The organism is Sphingomonas sp. DC4900, assembly GCF_049896485.1.
GTDB lineage: Bacteria > Pseudomonadota > Alphaproteobacteria > Sphingomonadales > Sphingomonadaceae > Sphingomonas > Sphingomonas aquatilis.
The window spans coordinates 121,899-140,208 of record NZ_JAFCUK010000001.1 but is presented as its reverse complement, the minus strand read 5'-3'; the positions used below and the strand labels follow the sequence as shown (position 1 = coordinate 140,208).

Here is an 18,310-nt window from a genome sequence, read left to right as displayed (position 1 = left end):
CCCGCGGAGGTCTCTTCCCCGCACGGCCATCTGTCGTAAAGCGTCGCGCATGATCCTCGAATGTCCCGAATGCAGCACCCGCTATCTGGTGCCCGACAGCGCGATCGGGGTGGAGGGCCGCACCGTACGCTGCGCCAATTGCCGGCACAGCTGGTTCCAGGAACCGCCGGTGCCCGAGGCAGAGGCGCTTACCCCACCCGCGCCCCCGCCCCCTCCTCCTCCGCCGCCGCCGCCCGTCATGGCGGACCAGCCGCGCTTCGACCTGCCCGATGCGCCCGACGAGGAGGCGCCGCCGCCATTCCTGGAGCCCGCGGTGCTGCCCGGTGCGCGCGTCGCCGCGCCCGAGCCGGTCGTTGCCGCGCCCGATTACGACGCCTTCGCGCATCGCCCGCCGTTCCGGCCGCGCCGCAACGCGCTGCGCCGTTGGACGGTGATCGCGGTGCTGGTCGGGCTGCTGCTGATCGCCGGGATCGGCGCGATCCTGTTCGTCGGCGCGCCGGGATTGCTCGCGCGCGTCGGCCTGCCGGTCGGCACCGACGAATCGCCGCTGCGGCTGAAGGACAATCCGATCGAGCGGCGCGAGCTGGAAAACGGATCCGAACTGTTCGCGGTCAGCGGGCAGATCACCAACCCGTCGTCCGAAAAGCAGCGCGTGCCGGATATCCGTGCCGAGCTGCGCGATGCCCAGGGCCGCATCGTCTACAGCTGGACGATCAATCCGCAGCAGCGGACGCTGAACCCGGGGGCGTCGATCGACTTCAATTCGGCCAAGCTGGACGTGCCGTCCAATTCGAAGCGGCTGGAGCTCAGCTTTGCCGGCGAAGCCGCCAACCCATAAGCGCGAACCGGCCGCCGTGCAGCAGCGCGGCGGCCACCATGCCGAGGCCCGACGCCCAGACCAGCGCCATCGGCCCCATCCCCTGATGTACCAGCCACCAGCCCAGGCCGCCCGACACGATGAAATAGGCGAAAATGCTGTTGACCCCCGCCGCCACCTGATCGCCGAGGCTGCGCAAGGCGTACATCAGCACGACCTGGATACCGTCGAAGACGATGAACGGCGCCCAGACCGCCAACATCGCGGTGCCGAGGACATGGACGGGTGCCGTTGCCGGGAACAGCGCGACGATTCCCGGCGCGGTCGCCCGTAAGATCAGCATCAGCAGGCCGAGCGCACCGATCGCCAGCCCGACCGCGATCAGCGTGCGAGGGATGGCGGCGGCCGGCTGCCCCTCCCCCACCGCATTGCCCGCACGCACCCCCGCCGCCGATCCCAGTCCGATCGCGATGGCGAAGGTGACGTTGTGGATCGAAAAGACGATCTGAAAGGCATGGGCGGCGACGTCGCCCAATTGCGTCGACAGCGCGATCAGGATCGAAAAGCCGGCAAGCTCCAGCCCCGAGGCGATCGCGGGGACGAGGCCGAAGGCGGCGAGCGCCACGACACCGCGCGGCACGCCGGCCCAGGCGGCACGGTCGGTGCGCCGCACCTCACGCTCCCGGGCGCGCGGCAGGGTGAGTGCGCTCGCCACCATTCCGGCGGCGCCGAGCAGCGAAGCGATGCTGGTCGCGAGCGCCGCCCCCACCGCCCCCAATGCCGGCAGGCCGAGATGCCCTGCCGACAGCGCCCAGGCGAGCACGGCGTTGACCGGCAGCACCGACAGATTGACCGCGGCGACGCGGCCGGGGCGGCTGACCCCTTCGAGGAAGAAGGCGGCAGCGACGTTCACCAGCTGGAACGGAAAGGCGATGGCAAAGGCGCGGACGACGCGCGCGCTTTCGTCGATCCGGTCCGCCGCGACGCCGACCAGCGCGAGCAGGGGTTCGGCGGCAACCAGGAACAGCCCGCCGATCGCGACGCCGAGCAGCAGCCCCAGCACCAGCCCTTCGCGCAGCACGCCGCCGGTGCGCGGCAGGTCGCCCGCGCCGTCGGCGCGCGAGGCCATCACCAGCACGCCCGACAGCCACGAAAGGCCGGCGACGATGCCGACGAAGCCCAGCGCGCGGCTGGCGCCCAGCGCCGCCACCTCTTCGGTGGCGACGAGACCGACGACCATCACGTCGGTCACCTGCAGCAGCGTCCAGTTGAGGCTGGTCAGCACCACCGGCCAGGCGAGCGCCAGCAGGCGCCGGGTTTCGCCATGGGTCGAAAGAGCTTGGCGGACCGTCATGGCCCCGCGCTACCGGAGTGGGCAGGCCGCGAAAACGAAAAAGGGGCGCTTGCGGAGCATGAAACGCTTTGCTAGGGGCCTGCGCCTGCCAGATGCCGGCTCCGCCCGGTATTCTCATCACGTGCGGCCGTGGCGGAATTGGTAGACGCGCAACGTTGAGGTCGTTGTGGGCGAAAGCCCGTGGAAGTTCGAGTCTTCTCGGCCGCACCACTTTTCGAAAAAATCGCAGAACGCCCGTCGGTCAGGCGGCGCCCAGCCGGCGCAGATAGGCGCGGACCGCGGTCTGGCCGGTGTCGCTGAGCGAGACCTCCATGCGCCGCCGGTCGTGCGGATCGATGACGCGATCGACCAGCTTCAGCTTGTGCAGATGATCGATCCAGCGCTGCGACGTGGTAACGGGCGTGTGCGCGGTGCCGACCAGCGCCTTGACGTTCAGCGTCCGCCGCTCCTCATGCGCGACGAACAGCGCGAGCAGCATGTCCCACGCGGGCTCGTGGAACAGTTCGGCCGGAAAGTGGTCGAAACGCGCCATGCGCTGCGCCAGCAATTGCTTGGCAAGCTCGCGTGCATCGGGTGCCGCCGCCGCCTCATCGCGGTTTGGCCGGTCGTGCGTTTCGTCGCCGGTATCGCCGTGCGCGAGCCGATCCGCGCGCGCGCCAAATTCACTGGCGATGGCCGACAGTTGCGCCGTCAGGTCCTTGACCAGCCCGGCAATGGATTCCCCCGCCATCCGGCGCCCCCCAAAGCGTTGGTTGTCGAGCGCAAATCTATGCGACATCCATCGGGAAACACAAGAAATTCTCGGATAGTTTCATTACCACCGATGCGACCGAAACGCACCAATCGCCATTTTATCGTGAGGCATGCATCCATTTCGGCGGCGACGCGTTTTTGCCCGTCGTGCGCCGTTTCGGCGGACGTGTGAAGGACCCCGGTGCCGCTCCCCCCTTACGCCTGCCTGCGCGCCATCGGTACGGCCGTGCCCGCGAACGATATCCACAATGCCTTCATCGGCTGGGCCAAGGCCCAGGTCGAGCCGCGCCATGCCGCGCTGTTCGATCGCATGGCCGCACGCGCCGGCATCACGCACCGCTGGTCGGTTCTGCCCGGCAGCGCGGGGCACAGCCCCGTCGATGCGGGCGGATTCTATGCGGACGCGCTGCCCGGTACGGCGGCGCGGATGGCGGTGTATGCCGAGGCTGCGCCGGCGCTGGCCCTCGCCGCGATCGACGATCTGGCGACGCGCGTGGAGCTGGACGGCGTAACCCATCTGGTCGTGGCGAGCTGCACCGGCTTCGTCGCGCCGGGAATCGACCAGATCATCGCCGCGCGGCTGGGCCTGCCGACCGCGGAGCGGCTGCTGATCGGATTCATGGGCTGCTATGCCGCAGTGGTCGCGTTGCGCACCGCGCGGCATATCGTCCGGTCCGACCCCGCCGCCCGCGTGCTGGTGGTGACGGTGGAGCTGTCGACGCTGCATCTGCAGGCGACTCACGAGATCGAGCCGCTGCTCGCCATGCTGCAATTCGGCGACGGTGCCGCCGCGGCGCTGGTGACGGGCGCCGATGCGGAGACGCAGGGGCTGACGCTGGAGGCACCCTTTGCCGCGACGCTGCCCGACAGCGAGGCGCTGATCCGCTGGAATATCACCGACACGGGCTTTGCGATGCACCTCGACGGCGCGGTGCCGGGCCGCATCGCCGCAGCACTGCACGATCCCGCGCTGGTCGCGACGCTGACCGACGGGGCGCCGGCGCAGGACCTGTTCTGGGCGGTGCATGCCGGCGGACGATCGATCCTGGATGCCGTGCAGGGCGCGCTGGCGCTCGACGGCACCGCGCTGGCGGCGTCGCGCGCGGTGCTGAGCGACAATGGCAACATGTCGTCGGCGACGCTGATGTTCGTGCTGGCCCGCCTGCTCGCCGCGCCGCCCGCGGTGGATCAGGGTGTCGCACTCGCCTTCGGTCCCGGGCTTGCCGCCGAAGGATTGCGGCTGCGGTTCGTGGCATGACGCTCGCCACCCGTGCCCAGGCGGACGAACTGATGGACGCGGACGATCTGCCCGCGGACGTCTATGCCGCGGTGGTCGCCGACCTTGCCCGCGTCAACGTCGTCACGATGGCGGCGCGACCGACGTTGCGCTTCCTGGCGCGGGCCGCGCGCGGCGCCGATCGGCTGCGCATCCTCGACGTCGGGTTCGGCGACGGCGACATGCTGCGGCGGATCGCGCGCTGGGCGGCGAAGCGGCGGCTGCCGGTCGAGCTGGTCGGTGTCGACCTCAACCCGCGCAGCGAGGCGGCGGCGCGCGCGCATACTTCGCCCGAGCTGCCGATCCGCTGGATCACCGGCGATTATGCCGATCTGGCGGGCGGCGGATGGGATGTGATCCTGTCGAGCCTGGTCGCGCATCACATGACGCACAATCAGCTGATCGCCTTTCTGCGCTTCATGGAGACCGAAGCCAAGCGTGGCTGGCTGGTCAACGACCTGCATCGGCATGGTTTCGCGCATGCGGGCTTCCCACTGCTGGCGCGGATCGCGCGCTGGCATCCGATCGTGCGGCACGACGGCACGCTGTCGATCGCGCGCTCCTATCGCCCAGCCGAATGGCCGCCCCTGCTCGCCGAGGCGGGTATCTCTTATGCGCGGGTATTCCGCGCCTTCCCCTTCCGGCTATGCGTCGAACGGCTGCGCTGATCGTCGGCGGCGGGCCGGCCGGATCGACCGCAGCGATCCGCCTGGCGCGTGGTGGCGTGACGCCGCTGCTGCTCGAGCGGCATGCGGCGGCGGATGCCTTGTGTGGCGGCTTCGTGAGCTGGCGGACGCTCGATCGGCTGAAGGAACTGGGTATCGACGCCGATGCGCTCAACCGCGATCGGCTGACCGAGGTGGTGCTGTTCGCGGGCCAGCGCGTACGGACCACACGCCTGCCCCGCCCCGCCGTCGGCGTGTCGCGGCGGCGGCTCGATACCTTGCTCCGCGAACAGGCGCAGGCGAGCGGCGCGGGGCTGGAGACCGGCGTCACGGTGCGCCGGGTGGAGGGCGATGCGGTGTGGCTGGACGACGGCTGCCCGCTGCGCGGCGACGCGCTGTTCCTCGCCACCGGCAAGCACGACCTGCGCGGCCTCGCCCGGCCGGCGGAGGCGCGCGGCACGGACCCGACGTTGGGCGTGCGCGTGCGGCTGGGCCCGGCACCCGCGCTGGAGCAGGCGCTGCGCGGGCGGATCGAGCTGCACCTGTTCGACCGCGGCTATGCCGGCATCGCCTTGCAGGAGGATGGCAGCGCCAATCTGTGCATGGCGGTCCACCGGTCGCGCCTGCACGAGGCGGGCAGCCTGCCCGCGCTGCTGGACGCACTGGGCGCGGCGCATCCGCGGCTGGGCGAGCGGCTCGCCTATCACGCGTCGGATGCGCCGATCGATGCGATCGCCAACGTGCCCTATGGCTGGCGCGAGCGCGGCGGTGCGGCGGGGCTGTTCCGGCTGGGCGACCAGGCGGGGGTCATCCCCAGCCTAGCTGGCGAAGGTATGGGCATCGCGCTGGCGAGCGGGATCAGCGCCGCGGACGCCTGCCTGCGCGACGGCCCCGCGGGATCGGCGGCGTGGCAGGCACGGTTCGCGCGGCAGCTGATCCGGCCAATGACGGTCGCAGGCGCGATCCGGACGCTGGCGGAGCGGCGCTGGGCGGCCCTGGGCGTGGCGTTGGCGCCGCCCGGGCTCATCGGACTCATCGCCAGCGCGACGCGGGTGGCGGGCTGAGCCGCCACCGGTCGCAGCGTCCGCGCAAATCGGCGCGGCACGATGCGCGCGTGCTTGTGACCCGCCCCGGAAGCGCGTAATCGCGGGCCCCTCCATGGCTCGTGCGCGCACCTCCCGCTCCGCTCCCGCCCCCCGCTCTCGTTGGCGCCGGCGGATCGTCGTTACCCTCCAGATTCTGATCGGTCTCGGCATCCTCGCCTTCGGCGCGCTGGTGATCGCGGTCTATGTCGCGCGCTCGCAGCTGCCGAGCTTCGACGAGCTGAAGAGCTCGCCCAACGGCCAGATGATCCGCGTCCATGCCGCCGACGGCAGCATCATCGCCTCGCTGGGGCCGAGCTACGGCGAATGGCTGCCCTATGCGCAGATCCCCAGGATCATGCGGCAGGCGACCGTCGCGGTCGAGGATCGCCGGTTCCGCGGGCATCCGGGCGTCGACCCGATCGGCATCGCGCGGTCGGTGCAGGTCCGCTTCGAACGCGGACGCTGGGTGCAGGGCGGGTCGACGATCACGCAGCAGCTGGCGCGCAACGTCTTCCTGAACAACCAGAAGAAATTCGGGCGCAAATTCCGCGAATGGATCCTGGCGCTCGCGCTGGAACGCAAGTTCAGCAAGGACGAGATCCTCGAGCTGTACCTCAACAAGATGTATTACGGCGGCGGCACCTATGGCATCGACGCCGCGAGCCGGAAGTTCTTCGGCCATGGCGCGAATCACCTGAGCATCGGCGAGGCCGCGGTGATCGCCGGGCTGGTGAAGGCGCCGTCCAATTACTCGCCGACCGCCGATGCCGAGGCCGCGCGCGGCCGCGCCGGGGTGGTGCTGCAACAGATGGTGCGCGCAGGCGACATCACCGAGGCGCAGGCGCAGGCGGCGGACGTCGCCGACCTGAAGCTGACGCCCGAACGCCAGCAGAACAGCGCGCGCTACTTCACCGACTGGGCGCTGCCGCAGCTCGATACGCTGATCGACGAGACCAGCGCGCCGCTGGAGGTGTGGACGACGCTGGACCCCGCGATGCAGCGCGAGGCGGATGCGGCGATTCGCGCCAATGCGCCGAACGGCGTGCAGGGCGCGCTGGTCAGCCTGGATCGCGACGGCGGCGTGCGCGCGATGGTCGGCGGCAAGGATTACGTCACCTCGATCTACAACCGCGCGACGCAGGCGGTGCGCCAGCCGGGATCGGCGTTCAAGCTGTTCGTCTATCTCGCCGCACTGGAGGCGGGTCATAAGCCCGAGGATACGATCGTCGACGAACCCGTGACGATCGACGGGTGGAGCCCGCGCAACGATTCGCGGCGCAACTCCGGCCCGGTCAGTCTGCGCACCGCCTTCGCCTATTCGCTGAATACGGTGGCGGCGAAGCTGGGGCAGGAAGTGGGCTTTTCCACCATTGCCGCGATGGCGCGCCGCTTCGGCATCACGACGCCGATCAACACGCATCCCGCGATGGTGCTGGGGACCAGCGATGTGCGGCTGATCGACATGACCAGCGCCTTCGCCAGCGTCGCCAACAAAGGCGTTGCGGTGACGCCCTATGGCATCACCCGCGTCACCGCGAACGGCCAGACGATCTACAGCCACGAGGTAGATCGCAGCCGCGTCCTCGTCGCGCCCTATGTCGCGGCCGAGATGATCGACCTGTTGCAGACCGCGGTGAACACCGGCACCGGCCGCGCCGCGCAGATCGGCCGGCCGGTCGCGGGCAAGACCGGCACCACCACCTCGCTGAAGGACGGCTGGTTCCTGGGCTTCTCGAGCGGGCTTACCACCGGCGTGTGGATGGGCCGCGACGACGCCAAGCCCGTCGCCGGGCTGCACGGCGGCACCGCGCCGGCCAAGGCGTGGGCGGCGTTCATGAAGCCCGCCACCGCCAACCGGCCGATCGAGCAGTTCGACACGCAGGTCACCCTGCCCGACTGGCAGCTGGAGCCGGATGAGGAGGCCTATTACGGCCAGCCCGACGATGGCTCTGCGGGCGCGCCGATGGTCGACCCGGATGGCAATCCGCTACCCCAGGCGCCGCGCGAAAGCGATCCGCAGGCGCAGGGCGAACCGGCGGACGGCGGCGCCCCCGACACGCCGCCGCAGCAGCAGCTCAACGACCTGATCGACCGCGTCACCGGCCGCGATGCGCCGTCGCGCGATCCGGCGCCGCGTGACGGCGCGCGGGACGGGCAGCGTGTGCCCTCCGCCACCGCTCCGTCGCGGCAGGGCCCGCCGCCGCGCGATGGCTATCTGCCGCCGCGCGCGCCGCTACAGCGCCCGGTTCAGGACGATCGCCCGACCCAGTGAAGCCCCGCGCCGTGCGTGCGCAGCCAGGCGCGCGCCGGAGTCGGATCGCCGTCGTACAGCTGCGCGACCAGCGCATGGAAGGCGGGGCCGTGGTTCATGTGGACGCGGTGCGCGACCTCATGCGCCACCGTCGCGCGGCGCACCCAGCCCGGCGCCAGAATCAGTCGCCAGCTGTAGCGGATGACGCCGTCGACGGCGCAGCTGCCCCAGCGCCCACGCGCATCGCCGATCGCGACCTTCGTCACGATCACCCCCGCGCGTTGCGCATAATAGGCCGTGTCGTCGGTCAGCTGGGCGAGCGCGGTGCGCTTCAGCCACGTCTCGACGCGGCGCGGCAGCGTGTCGAGTGGGCCGGATAGCGACAGCGTGTCGCCCACCACCTCGACCCGTCGGCGGCTACCCGGCTGCCAGTCGATGGTCAGCGGCTGGTCGGCGACGGTCAGCACCATGCCCGGCGCATAGGGCCGCGCGGACGGTAGCCGCGCCTGCTGTTCGGCGATCCAGTCCGCCTTGCCGCGCGCCCAGGCGAGTGCGGGCTTCAGCGCAGCGCGGCGCGGCAGCACCAGCCGCGCTCGGCCGCTCGCCGGATCGATCGACAGGCGCACGCGCCGCGCGGTGGGGTGACGGACGACCTCGAACGGGTCGCTCACAGCTCGCGATCGACGATATGGTTTTCGAGGTCGCCGACATCGTCCTCGCTGACCGTCCAGCCGCGGACCGAGATGCCGGCGGTGTGGACCGTCTCGCGATCGCCGCTGATCAGATAATGCCAGTCGCGCAACGGCTCGCCCGCAGCACGCAGGCGGTAGGCGCAGGTGCTGGGCAGCCAGTCGATGTCGCGGACGTTGCCCGCGGTCAGCCGCACGCATTCGGGCACATAGGCTCGGCGGTGCTTGTAGTCGGAGCAAAAGCCGGTGCGGCGGTTCAAGAGCCGGCAGGCGACGTTGGTCGGCACGACCTCGCCCGTATCCTCGTCCTCCAGCTTGTGGATGCAGCATTTGCCACAGCCGTCGCACAGAGCCTCCCATTGGCCGCGATCGAGCTGCTCGATCGGCAGCTCCCAGAATTTATTCATCTCGCCCAGCGCTTGATCTCGTCGGCCACGGCTTGCGGCCCCTTGTCCGACGGCAGCAGCGCGAGCGGCTTGCCGTCCGGGCTCATCAGATAGGTGGCGCGGCTGTGATTCACCAGATAGCCGCCACCGGGCTGCGCTTCGCCCTTGCCGGCGAACACGCCATAGGCCTGCGACACTGCGGTGATCTGGGCGGGCGTGCCGGTCAGCCCGACCATCTGCGGCGAAAAGGCGGAGACGAAGCTTTTCAGGACCTTGGGCGTGTCGCGTTCGGGATCGACGCTGACGAAGATCGGTACGATCCGCTTGGCGAGATCGGGATCGCTCTTGGCGAGCAACGCCACGCCCTTGCCGATCGCCGCCGCATCGGTGGGGCAGACATCGGGGCAATAGGTGTAGCCGAAATACATGATGCGGTATTTGCCCGCGAAATCGCGGTCGGTGACGGTGCGGCCGTCCTGATTGACTAGACTGAACGGCCCGCCGATCTTCGCGCCGGCAAGCGGCGGCGCCGTAGTGGCTGCGGGCTGGCAGGCGGCCACCGCCAAAGCGGCGGCGGGCACGGCGAGGCGGGCGAGGCGCAGAATGTTCATGACCGTGGCAGCTGTGATCTGTTACCGGTGCGCCCGCAAGTCTTGTCCAAGGGACCTACGATGATCCGCCGCCCTTTCCTGCTCGCCCTCAGCCTCGCCGCCGCCGTAATCACCCCCGCCGCCGCGCAGCAACAGTCCGAAAGCTACAAATTCCTGCAGGCGATCGAGAAGGAGGACGGCAAGACCGTCACCACGATGATCGAAACGCCGGGCAGCACGATCATCAACACCAAATCGCCCACCACCGGCCGCGGCGCGCTGCACGACCTGACGAGTCATTCGGGCAATCTCTACATGCAGTATCTGCTGCAGCATAAGGCCGATCCCAACATCCGCGATGCCAAGGGTAATACGCCGCTGGCGCTGGCGGTGATGGCCGGACGCGACGATCTGGTCGACCTGCTGCTGATGTTCAAGGCGAACCCCAATCTCGCCAATTCGTCGGGCCAGACGCCGCTGATCCTGGCGGTGAACACCCGCAACGAAGGCATCGCGCGCACGCTCATCAACAAGGGCGCCGACCCCGACCAGACGGACAATCTCGCCGGTCTTTCGGCGCGCGACTATGCGGTGCGCGATTCGCGCAATCCGGCGATGGTGGCGCTGTTCAAGGATGCGCCGAAGAAGGTGCGCGCCCAGGTCTCCGGCCCGCGGCTGTAGGACGGGCGACTTCTGCGGGGTTGCATGATCCTCCCCCGCCAGGGGAAGGTGGCATGCCGCCGGCATGACGGAGGGGGCGGAATGGAACGTCCCTGCCAACAACGCGCGCCCTGACCTCCCCCTCCGTCACCGCGTTCGGCGGCGCCACCTCCCCCTGGCAGGGGAGGACTGATCGGTGCCACGGCGCAGGGCCGGGATGACGGGGTGGGTTAGAGGCCCAACAGTCTTGCGACCTCAGTGAAGTCGTGCGCGATCGCCTGGACGCCCAGCGCCTTCAGCCGCGCGTCGTGGCCGATGGCGCAATGCGTGCCGGCGCACAGGCCGATGACGTGGCCGCCGGACGCGACCGCGCCGGTGGCGCCGACCGGGGAGTCCTCGAGGATCGCGCACGCCTCGATCGGCACGCCGATCGCCGCAGCGCCATGCCAATAGAGGTCGGGCGCGGGCTTGCCGCGGGTCACGTGCTCGCGGCCGCTGTAGATATGGTCTCCGAACGCGTCGGCGAGCCCGATATGGTCGAGGTGGCGGCGGATCCAGCGCGTCGGGCTGGACGAGACGACCGCGCGCGGCAGATCAGCGGGTAGCGAGCGCACGAAGGCGACGGCACCGGCCACCGCATCGATCCCCTCCGCCATCGCGCGCGCATCCTCCGCGTCCCGCGCCGCGTCGAAGCTTGCGGGGATCGGGCCGCCGATCCACGCCTCGATCGCCGTACGGAAATCGGGGCCGGCGAGCCCCATGAAATTCGCCATCGAATCTGCGGGGGTCGTCGGATAGCCCGCGTCGGTGAGCCATTCGGCAAGCTGGCGGTTGCCGGCGAATTCGCTCTCGATCAGCACGCCGTCGAAGTCGAACAACAGGCCACGCGGCGTCATGCGGCGGCTCCGCCACGCGCGCCGAACAAGGCGCTGCCGACGCGGACGTGCGTCGCCCCGATCGTCACCGCGGTCGGATAATCGGACGACATGCCCATGCTGAGCCCGGTCAGGCCAGCCTCGCGCGCCAGCTTGGCGAGAAGCGCGAAATAGGGTGCGGGCTCGACGTCCGCGGGCGGAATGCACATCAGTCCGACGATCGGCAGACCGGCAGCGCGCGCCTGATCGAGCAGGGCGGGCAGATCGGCGATGGCGCAGCCGCCCTTCTGGTCTTCCGCGCCGATATTGACCTGCACGAAACAGTCGGGCCGGCGGCCGGTCTTCGCCATCGCCTTGCCCAACGCCTCGACCAGCGACGGGCGATCCACCGAATGGATCGCGTCGAACAGCGCGACCGCGTCGTCGGCCTTGTTCGACTGGAGCTGGCCGATCAGGTGGAGCGACACGCCCGGATAGGCCGCGCGCAGCGTCGGCCATTTCTCCGCCGCCTCGGCAACGCGATTTTCGCCGAAGACGCGATGGCCTTCGTCGAGCAGCGGGCGGATCACATCGGCGTCGTGCGTCTTGGAGACGGCGATCAGCGTCACCGCCTCCGCCTTCCGGCCGGCGATGTGCGCGGCTTGGGCGATGGCGGTGGTGACATTGTGGAGAGCGGAGGGCGCAGGCGGGGACAGGGTGTCGGCGGTCATGACGCTCGCTATAGCGGGGTGGTGGCCGATCTGAACCGCAATCTGTCTCCCCGCCGTCATGCGTGGCTGATGACCGACGAACGCATCGGTGCGGCGCTGCTGCCCGCGATCCGCGCGCTGCCGCCTGGCGCTGGCGTGGTGTTCCGCCATTACGGCCTGCCGCGAGGCGAGCGGCACCGGCTGTTCCTGACGGTGCGGCGGCTGGCGGCGGCACGCCAGTTGCGGATCAGTGCGGCCGGCGGGATGCCGGGCGTCGGGTCGCATGGCGGTCGGCGGGCCCTCACCCATGCAGCACATGACCGGCGCGAGGCGATTCGCGGTATCCGCGCGGGGGCTGCGTACCTGTTCGTGTCGCCGGTCTTTGCCACCCGGTCGCATCCGGGTGCGCGGACGCTGGGTGTGCGGCGAGCGGCGGGTATCGGACGAGGGCTTGGCGGCGGCCGTGTCGCGCTCGGCGGGATGACGGGCGCACGCTGGTTGGCGATCCGCCGCTATGGCTTCGATGGCTGGGCGGCGATCGATGGGCTGATGCCGGGCAGGCGCTAATCGACCCCTTTTGCCGTCATTGCGAGCGTAGCGACGCAATGACGGGGGACAATGTTTCGATTAGCCGCAGTGTGCTGCTGCTGCGCGCGCTCGCCAGGAGATCCCAGCCTTTGCTGCGTGACGTGTGGTCAGGTCACGCCCGCCCCGTCATCAGCGATCAGAAGCGGAAGGCGGTGCCCACGTAGACCGACTGGCTGTCGCGCCGCGTATCGTCGAGGCGGGTCAGGCGGTCGCGATCCGAGCGGTAGCGCATGCCGGCGGTCAGATCGAGGTTGCGGGTCAGCGAATAGGAGCTGCTGACGTCGACCGAATAGCTCGACGGTTCCTGCGTCAGCTTCGGCGTGGTGTCGAGCGGACGATCGGAGACCGCCATCACGCGGCTGCTGGCGCGGCCGGCGCGATAGGTGAGCGCGACATCGGTCGATTCGCGGCTGCCCGGCACGGGGCCGAGATCGATGTGGTTGATGCCCCCTGAGACCGCGAAGCGCTTCCAGCCCACCGAAGCGCCGAGATTGTAGGCGATCGGCTGGATGCCGACGGTCGGTGCCGAGGCGGTGGTGCGGGCGGCATCGGCGAGCGCGACGCGGTTCGAGCGGACGCGGACCGCGACGGTCACGGCGCGCTTGTCCTGCCGCGCCTCTGCCGGGGTGAAGCGGAAGTCCATGCCGTCGAGCCCGCCGCGCGCGATCGCCGCGGCGAGTCGCGGGTCGGCCGCGGCCGGAGTGAACGATCCCGTAAAGCGCGGCGTGGCAGACGTGATACGACGGGCGGGCTGGGCGCGTTCGGCGGCGCCGAATGCGGGCGCGACGGCGACGCCGGCAGCGACCAGCGCTCCCGCCATCAACACAGTCATCGCACGCCCACCGGCACGCTTCGCAAACACAAGCAGTCCCCTCGACTCCCGCTGCAACGCGCCTAACACGATTCCGGCGCGCGCCAATATGGAAGTATTGCTGGCTCAGGCATCATTTTGTCCGACTGTTGCAATCGGCACACAGGTTTCGGCGGCCGATCGTTCCAATCCGGTCGAATCACGGCTCGCTTGCGGGTGATCGTGCGCATCTATAGAGCGAGAGCGCTTCTTTTTCTGCAGGACAGTCACGCCCATGATCCGCTCGTTGCGCACCGCCCTCATGGTCGCCGCCATCGCCCTGCCGCTCGCCGCTTGCGGTGGTCGCGGCAACAAGACCGTCGCGAGCGCCGATCTCGCCGCGTCGAAGATCACGACGATCGGCGTCAACTCCTACCTGTGGCGCGCGAGCCTCGACACGCTGTCGTTCATGCCGCTGCTCCAGACCGATTCCAACGGCGGCGTCATCGTCACCGACTGGTACGTCAACCCGCAGGTGCCGACCGAGCGGATGAAGGTGACCGTGTCGATCCTCGACCAGGACCTGCGTGCCGATGCGCTCCGTGTCGCGGCGCTGCGCGAAGTGAACCGCGGCGGCCAGTGGGTGTCGGCGCCGGTGCAGGCCGCGACGACGCAGAAGCTGGAAGACATCATCCTCACCCGCGCCCGCGACCTGCGCCGGGCGTCTATCGCGGGCTGATGCCTGCCTGCGGTGCCGAGCCCCCTTGCGGCCGGCACCGCGCTGATAACGGAAATTGCTGAATGACCACGCGTTTCAACGCGCTGACCGCGGACTCGGCCTGGCAGAAGGTCTGGGACGATCGCCAGACCTTTGCCGCCAAGGATAACAGCGGCAAGCCGCAAAGCTACGTCCTCGAGATGTTCCCCTATCCGTCGGGGCGCATCCACATGGGCCATGTCCGCAACTATACGATGGGCGACGTGCTGGCGCGCTTCCGCCGGATGCGTGGCTATGAAGTGCTCCACCCGATGGGCTGGGACGCGTTCGGCATGCCGGCCGAGAATGCCGCCATGGAAAAGGGCGTGCATCCGGGCACGTGGACGCTCGCCAATATCGAGACGATGAAGGCGCAGCTGAAGCGCCTGGGCTTCGCGCTTGACTGGAGCCGTGAGCTCGCCACCTGCAAGCCCGATTATTACGGGCACGAACAGGCGCTGTTCCTCGACATGCTCGAAAACGGCCTGGTCTATCGCAAGGAATCGGCGGTCAACTGGGATCCGGTCGACATGACCGTGCTTGCCAACGAGCAGGTGATCGACGGGCGCGGCTGGCGGTCGGGCGCGTTGGTCGAGAAGCGCAAGCTGAACCAGTGGTTCCTGAAGATCACGCAGTTCGCCGACGAGCTGATCGAGGGGCTGGGCAAGCTGGCGCACTGGCCCGACAAGGTCAAGCTGATGCAGGAGAACTGGATCGGCAAGAGCCAGGGCCTGACCTTCGGATTCCAGGTGTCGAATGGCGAGACGATCGAGGTGTTCTCGACGCGGCCCGACACGATCTTCGGCGCGAGCTTCGTCGCGGTGGCGGCGGATCATCCGATCGCGCAGGCGCTTGCCGGCAACCCGGAGGTTGCCACTTTCATCGCGCGCTGCAAGCAGGGCGGCACGACCGCGGCCGAATTGGAGACGCAGGAAAAGCTGGGCTACGACACCGGCCTCACTGCCGCGCATCCGTTCGATCCCGGGCGCCAGCTGCCGGTCTATATCGCGAACTTCGTGCTGATGGAGTACGGCACCGGCGCGGTGATGGGCGTGCCGGCGCACGACCAGCGCGACCTCGATTTTGCGCGCAAGTACGACCTGCCGGTGCAGCGCGTCGTCGCGGATGGCGACATGACCGATCCGGTCTTCGAGGGCGACGAGGCCTACACCGGTCCGGGCGCGCTGGTGAACTCGTCCTTCCTCGACGGGATGGACGTGGAGGCCGCCAAGCGCGCGGTTATCGCGAAGGCCGAAGAGGGCGGTTGGGGCAAGGGGTCGACCGTCTATCGCCTGCGCGACTGGGGCGTCAGCCGCCAGCGCTATTGGGGCACGCCGATCCCGGTGATCCATTGCGAAAGCTGCGGCGTGGTGCCGGTGCCGAAGGATCAGCTGCCGGTCGTGCTGCCCGACGACGTGTCGTTCGACGTGCCGGGCAACCCGCTCGATCGCCATCCGACGTGGAAGCATGTCGATTGCCCGTCGTGCGGCAAGCCGGCACTGCGCGAGACCGACACGCTCGATACGTTCGCCGATTCGTCCTGGTATTTCATTCGCTTCGCCAGCCAGCCGAAGGACAAGCCGTTCGATCGCGCCGTTGCCGAGAGCTGGCTGCCGGTCGGCCAATATATCGGCGGCGTGGAGCATGCGATTCTTCACCTGCTCTACGCGCGCTTCTGGACGCGGGCGCTCAAGCACATGGGACTGCTCGACATCGCCGAGCCGTTCACCGGCCTGTTCACGCAGGGCATGGTGACGCACGAGACGTACAAATCCTCGGACGGCCGCTGGCTGTCGCCCGGCGATATTCGCGACGGCATCGAAACCGCGACCGGTAACCCGATCACGGTCGGCCGCGTCGAGAAGATGTCGAAGTCGAAGAAGAACACGGTCGATCCCGAGCCGATCGTCGACCGGTACGGCGCCGACGCGACGCGCTGGTTCATGCTGTCCGACTCGCCGCCCGAGCGCGATCTGCCGTGGAGCGAATCGGGGATCGAGGGCGCATGGCGCTTCGTCCAGCGGCTGTGGCGCCTGTTCGACGGCGAGACGCCGGAACCCGGTGAGGGCGACGATGCGGCGCTCGATCGCAAGCTACACCAGACGATCCTGGGTATCGAACAGGACATCGAGGCGCTCGCCTTCAACAAGGCGGTTGCGCGGCTATACGAACTCGTCACCGCGATCGAGCGCGCCGCGCCCGGCGCCTCGCGCCGCAACGCGGTCTACACGCTGATGCTGCTCGTCGCGCCGATGGTGCCGCATATCGCCGAGGAGGCTTGGGCGGCCAAGGGCATGGACGGCCTGATCGCCGATGCGCCCTGGCCCGAGGTCGATGCGCGCCTGCTGGTCGAGGATGAGGTGACGATCGCGGTGCAGGTTAACGGCAAACTGCGCGATACGCTGACCGTGCCCAAGGACATGGACCGCGACGCGTTGCAGGCCGTAGCGCTGGCCAGCGACAAGATCGTCCGCAGCCTCGACGGCAAGGCCCCCAAAAAAGTGATCGTCGTTCCCGGCCGATTGGTGAATATCGTCGCATGATCCGTTTTCCCGCGCTTCGCCTGACGCTCCTCGTACCGCTCGCGCTGATGGCCAGCGCCTGCGGTCTCAAGCCGCTATATGGCGGCGGTGCGGGCGGCGCGGTCGCGGGCACGCTGTCTCATGTCGAGGTCGCGCCGATCGAGGGCAAGGCGGGCTGGTTGATGAGCAATGCGCTGCGCGACCGGCTGGCGGCGGATGGCAGCAATGCGCCGCGCTATCGCCTCGACGTGAAGCTCGACGACAAGATCGCCGGCTTCGGCGTGCGTCGCGACGACAGCGTGACGCGCGAGCGGCGGACGCTGCGCGCGCGCTATCAGCTGGTCGACCTCAACGACGGCAGCGTCTTGGTCGATGCGACGGCAGGATCGGACGCGGGCATCGACGTCGTCCAATCCGAATATGCGACGATCGCGGCGGAGAATACGGCGCTGGAGCGCCTGTCGGGGATCGTTGCGGACCAGATCGTCTCGCGCCTTGCCGTCTACGCCAACGGCCGTCCTGCGGGGCGATGAAGGCTAACGCGCGCGATATCCGATCGGCGCTGGAACGCCCGTCGCCGGATATCCGCCTGTATCTGCTCCACGGTCCCGATGCCTCGGCGGCGGCGGAGCTTGCCGGATTGCTCGCCAAGGCGATGGGGCCGGAGGCGGAGCGTATCGATCTGGACGGCGCCACGCTGCGCTCCGATCCGGCGCGCTTGTCTGACGAGGCGGCCTCCATGTCCTTGTTCGGTGGTGCGCGGCATATCCGCGTGTCCCCGGCGGGCGAGGAATGCCTGGAGGCGTTCACCGCGCTGCTGGAGGCGGATCATGCCGGCAACCCGGTGGTGGCGCTGGCACCCACGGTCAAATCGACCGCCAAGATCGTCAAGCTGGCGATCGATTCGCGCCGGGCGATGGCGTTCGGCGCCTATGAACCCACCGCGGCCGATCTGGAGCGCCTGGCAGCGGGCATGGCGCGCGATGCGGGCCTGCGCCCCGGCGGCAATGTGCCGGCGCGGCTGGCGGCCGCCTGCGGCGGCGATCGTGCGGTGCTGGCGCGCGAGATCGAGAAACTGGCGCTATTCCTCGACGCGGCGCCTGACCGCCCGCACGACCTGGACGATGCGGCGCTCGACGCGATCGGCGCGGATCTGGGTGAAGCGGAGACGAGCCGGGTGGTCGACGCCGTCGTCGGCGGGCAGACCGCGGTGCTGGGTGCGGAACTGGCCCGGTTGAGCGAGGCCGGTACCTCGCCCATTCCGTGGCTGCGCCAACTTGCGCGCAAGCTGATGACGCTGGCCGAGATGAAGGCGGAGATCGACGCCGGCGCGGGGCAGGACAGCGTGTTCAAACGCCACCGCGTCTTCTTTCGGGAGGAAGCCGCGACCGCGCAGGCGCTGCGGCGCTGGAATGCCGCGATGCTGGCGGCCGCGCTCGACCGCGTACGCCATGCCGAGCGGGCGGTGATGGCGAGCGGCAATGCGGGCGGCGTTCTCGCGGACCATGCGCTGACCGAACTGACGCGTGGGGTCGAGCGGCGGGGGTAGGCCCGCCTCGCTCG

General features: G+C 69.4%; 19 protein-coding genes and 1 tRNA gene. 12 read left to right on the top strand and 8 right to left on the bottom strand.

Annotated elements, in window-relative coordinates; translation table 11 throughout:
• The first annotated feature begins 49 nt into the window (after nucleotides 1–49).
• Nucleotides 50–838, top strand: a complete 789-nt coding sequence (locus ACP690_RS00690; RefSeq protein ID WP_426259836.1) for an MJ0042-type zinc finger domain-containing protein — start codon at nucleotides 50–52, stop codon at nucleotides 836–838.
• Here the strand turns inward: ACP690_RS00690 and ACP690_RS00685 are convergent.
• A complete protein-coding gene (locus tag ACP690_RS00685) occupies nucleotides 807–2,171 on the bottom strand; it encodes an MATE family efflux transporter (RefSeq protein ID WP_426259835.1) in 1,365 nt (454 codons plus the stop codon). The genes ACP690_RS00690 and ACP690_RS00685 overlap by 32 nt on opposite strands.
• Before the next feature lie 123 nt (nucleotides 2,172–2,294).
• Between ACP690_RS00685 and ACP690_RS00680 the strand changes: the two genes are divergently transcribed.
• Nucleotides 2,295–2,381, top strand: a tRNA-Leu gene (locus tag ACP690_RS00680).
• Nucleotides 2,382–2,412: 31 nt separating this feature from the next.
• Here ACP690_RS00680 and ACP690_RS00675 read toward each other — a convergent pair.
• Nucleotides 2,413–2,901 carry a hypothetical protein gene (locus ACP690_RS00675; protein ID WP_294313789.1) on the bottom strand — a complete coding sequence of 163 codons (489 nt, stop codon included), beginning with the start codon at nucleotides 2,899–2,901 and terminating at the stop codon, nucleotides 2,413–2,415.
• Nucleotides 2,902–3,105: 204 nt separating this feature from the next.
• Here ACP690_RS00675 and ACP690_RS00670 point away from each other — a divergent pair, with 204 nt between their 5' ends.
• The 4 genes from ACP690_RS00670 (at nucleotide 3,106) to ACP690_RS00655 (ending at nucleotide 8,222) form a co-directional block, all read left to right on the top strand.
• Nucleotides 3,106–4,182, top strand: coding sequence for a type III polyketide synthase (locus ACP690_RS00670; protein WP_426259834.1), 1,077 nt, complete (start codon nucleotides 3,106–3,108; stop codon nucleotides 4,180–4,182).
• Nucleotides 4,179–4,868: a methyltransferase domain-containing protein gene (locus ACP690_RS00665; protein ID WP_426259833.1), complete on the top strand. Its 690-nt coding sequence runs from the start codon at nucleotides 4,179–4,181 to the stop codon at nucleotides 4,866–4,868. Before ACP690_RS00670 ends, ACP690_RS00665 begins: the two co-directional genes overlap by 4 nt.
• Nucleotides 4,847–5,929: an NAD(P)/FAD-dependent oxidoreductase gene (locus tag ACP690_RS00660; protein ID WP_426259832.1), complete on the top strand. Its 1,083-nt coding sequence runs from the start codon at nucleotides 4,847–4,849 to the stop codon at nucleotides 5,927–5,929. Before ACP690_RS00665 ends, ACP690_RS00660 begins: the two co-directional genes overlap by 22 nt.
• Before the next feature lie 94 nt (nucleotides 5,930–6,023).
• Nucleotides 6,024–8,222 (top strand): transglycosylase domain-containing protein, encoded by a 2,199-nt coding sequence (locus ACP690_RS00655; RefSeq protein WP_043061082.1) that lies wholly within the window; start codon nucleotides 6,024–6,026, stop codon nucleotides 8,220–8,222.
• Here the strand turns inward: ACP690_RS00655 and ACP690_RS00650 are convergent.
• From ACP690_RS00650 to ACP690_RS00640, 3 genes are read right to left on the bottom strand one after another with little or no spacing between them, the layout of a single operon-like run.
• The gene (locus ACP690_RS00650) at nucleotides 8,198–8,872 is read right to left on the bottom strand and encodes a M48 family metallopeptidase (RefSeq protein ID WP_426259831.1); all 675 of its coding nucleotides are present in this window, start codon (nucleotides 8,870–8,872) and stop codon (nucleotides 8,198–8,200) included. The two genes, ACP690_RS00655 and ACP690_RS00650, sit on opposite strands and share 25 nt — an antisense overlap.
• Nucleotides 8,869–9,297 carry a YcgN family cysteine cluster protein gene (locus ACP690_RS00645; RefSeq protein WP_043061080.1) on the bottom strand — a complete coding sequence of 143 codons (429 nt, stop codon included), beginning with the start codon at nucleotides 9,295–9,297 and terminating at the stop codon, nucleotides 8,869–8,871. Before ACP690_RS00645 ends, ACP690_RS00650 begins: the two co-directional genes overlap by 4 nt.
• Nucleotides 9,294–9,887, bottom strand: coding sequence for an SCO family protein (locus ACP690_RS00640; protein ID WP_426255460.1), 594 nt, complete (start codon nucleotides 9,885–9,887; stop codon nucleotides 9,294–9,296). Before ACP690_RS00640 ends, ACP690_RS00645 begins: the two co-directional genes overlap by 4 nt.
• A 60-nt stretch (nucleotides 9,888–9,947) precedes the next feature.
• Between ACP690_RS00640 and ACP690_RS00635 the strand changes: the two genes are divergently transcribed.
• Nucleotides 9,948–10,547 carry an ankyrin repeat domain-containing protein gene (locus ACP690_RS00635; protein WP_017980496.1) on the top strand — a complete coding sequence of 200 codons (600 nt, stop codon included), beginning with the start codon at nucleotides 9,948–9,950 and terminating at the stop codon, nucleotides 10,545–10,547.
• A gap of 209 nt (nucleotides 10,548–10,756) precedes the next feature.
• On the opposite strand, the gene ACP690_RS00630 is transcribed toward ACP690_RS00635, so the two are convergent.
• Together ACP690_RS00630 and ACP690_RS00625 are read right to left on the bottom strand one after the other, a co-directional pair.
• On the bottom strand, nucleotides 10,757–11,422 hold the full coding sequence (locus ACP690_RS00630) for an HAD family hydrolase (RefSeq protein ID WP_426255459.1): 666 nt from the start codon (nucleotides 11,420–11,422) through the stop codon (nucleotides 10,757–10,759).
• Complete coding sequence (locus ACP690_RS00625; RefSeq protein WP_426255458.1) at nucleotides 11,419–12,111, bottom strand: YggS family pyridoxal phosphate-dependent enzyme; 693 nt, start codon at nucleotides 12,109–12,111, stop codon at nucleotides 11,419–11,421. Before ACP690_RS00625 ends, ACP690_RS00630 begins: the two co-directional genes overlap by 4 nt.
• 69 nt (nucleotides 12,112–12,180) lie before the next feature.
• Here ACP690_RS00625 and ACP690_RS00620 point away from each other — a divergent pair, with 69 nt between their 5' ends.
• Nucleotides 12,181–12,657 carry a thiamine phosphate synthase gene (locus ACP690_RS00620; protein WP_426257143.1) on the top strand — a complete coding sequence of 159 codons (477 nt, stop codon included), beginning with the start codon at nucleotides 12,181–12,183 and terminating at the stop codon, nucleotides 12,655–12,657.
• 157 nt (nucleotides 12,658–12,814) lie between these two features.
• Here the strand turns inward: ACP690_RS00620 and ACP690_RS00615 are convergent, their stop codons facing one another.
• Nucleotides 12,815–13,510, bottom strand: a complete 696-nt coding sequence (locus ACP690_RS00615) for a hypothetical protein (protein WP_426259830.1) — start codon at nucleotides 13,508–13,510, stop codon at nucleotides 12,815–12,817.
• 253 nt (nucleotides 13,511–13,763) lie between these two features.
• Between ACP690_RS00615 and ACP690_RS00610 the strand changes: the two genes are divergently transcribed.
• From ACP690_RS00610 to holA, 4 genes are all read left to right on the top strand, one after another.
• Nucleotides 13,764–14,207, top strand: a complete 444-nt coding sequence (locus ACP690_RS00610; protein WP_017980501.1) for a DUF3576 domain-containing protein — start codon at nucleotides 13,764–13,766, stop codon at nucleotides 14,205–14,207.
• Nucleotides 14,208–14,269: 62 nt separating this feature from the next.
• Nucleotides 14,270–16,768 (top strand): leucine--tRNA ligase, encoded by a 2,499-nt coding sequence (leuS, locus tag ACP690_RS00605; protein WP_426259829.1) that lies wholly within the window; start codon nucleotides 14,270–14,272, stop codon nucleotides 16,766–16,768.
• A complete protein-coding gene (gene lptE / locus ACP690_RS00600) occupies nucleotides 16,765–17,280 on the top strand; it encodes an LPS assembly lipoprotein LptE (RefSeq protein WP_063687028.1) in 516 nt (171 codons plus the stop codon). The genes leuS and lptE overlap by 4 nt, the downstream gene beginning before the upstream one ends.
• Nucleotides 17,277–18,296, top strand: coding sequence for a DNA polymerase III subunit delta (holA, locus tag ACP690_RS00595; RefSeq protein ID WP_426259828.1), 1,020 nt, complete (start codon nucleotides 17,277–17,279; stop codon nucleotides 18,294–18,296). Before lptE ends, holA begins: the two co-directional genes overlap by 4 nt.
• Nucleotides 18,297–18,310: the final 14 nt, after the last annotated feature.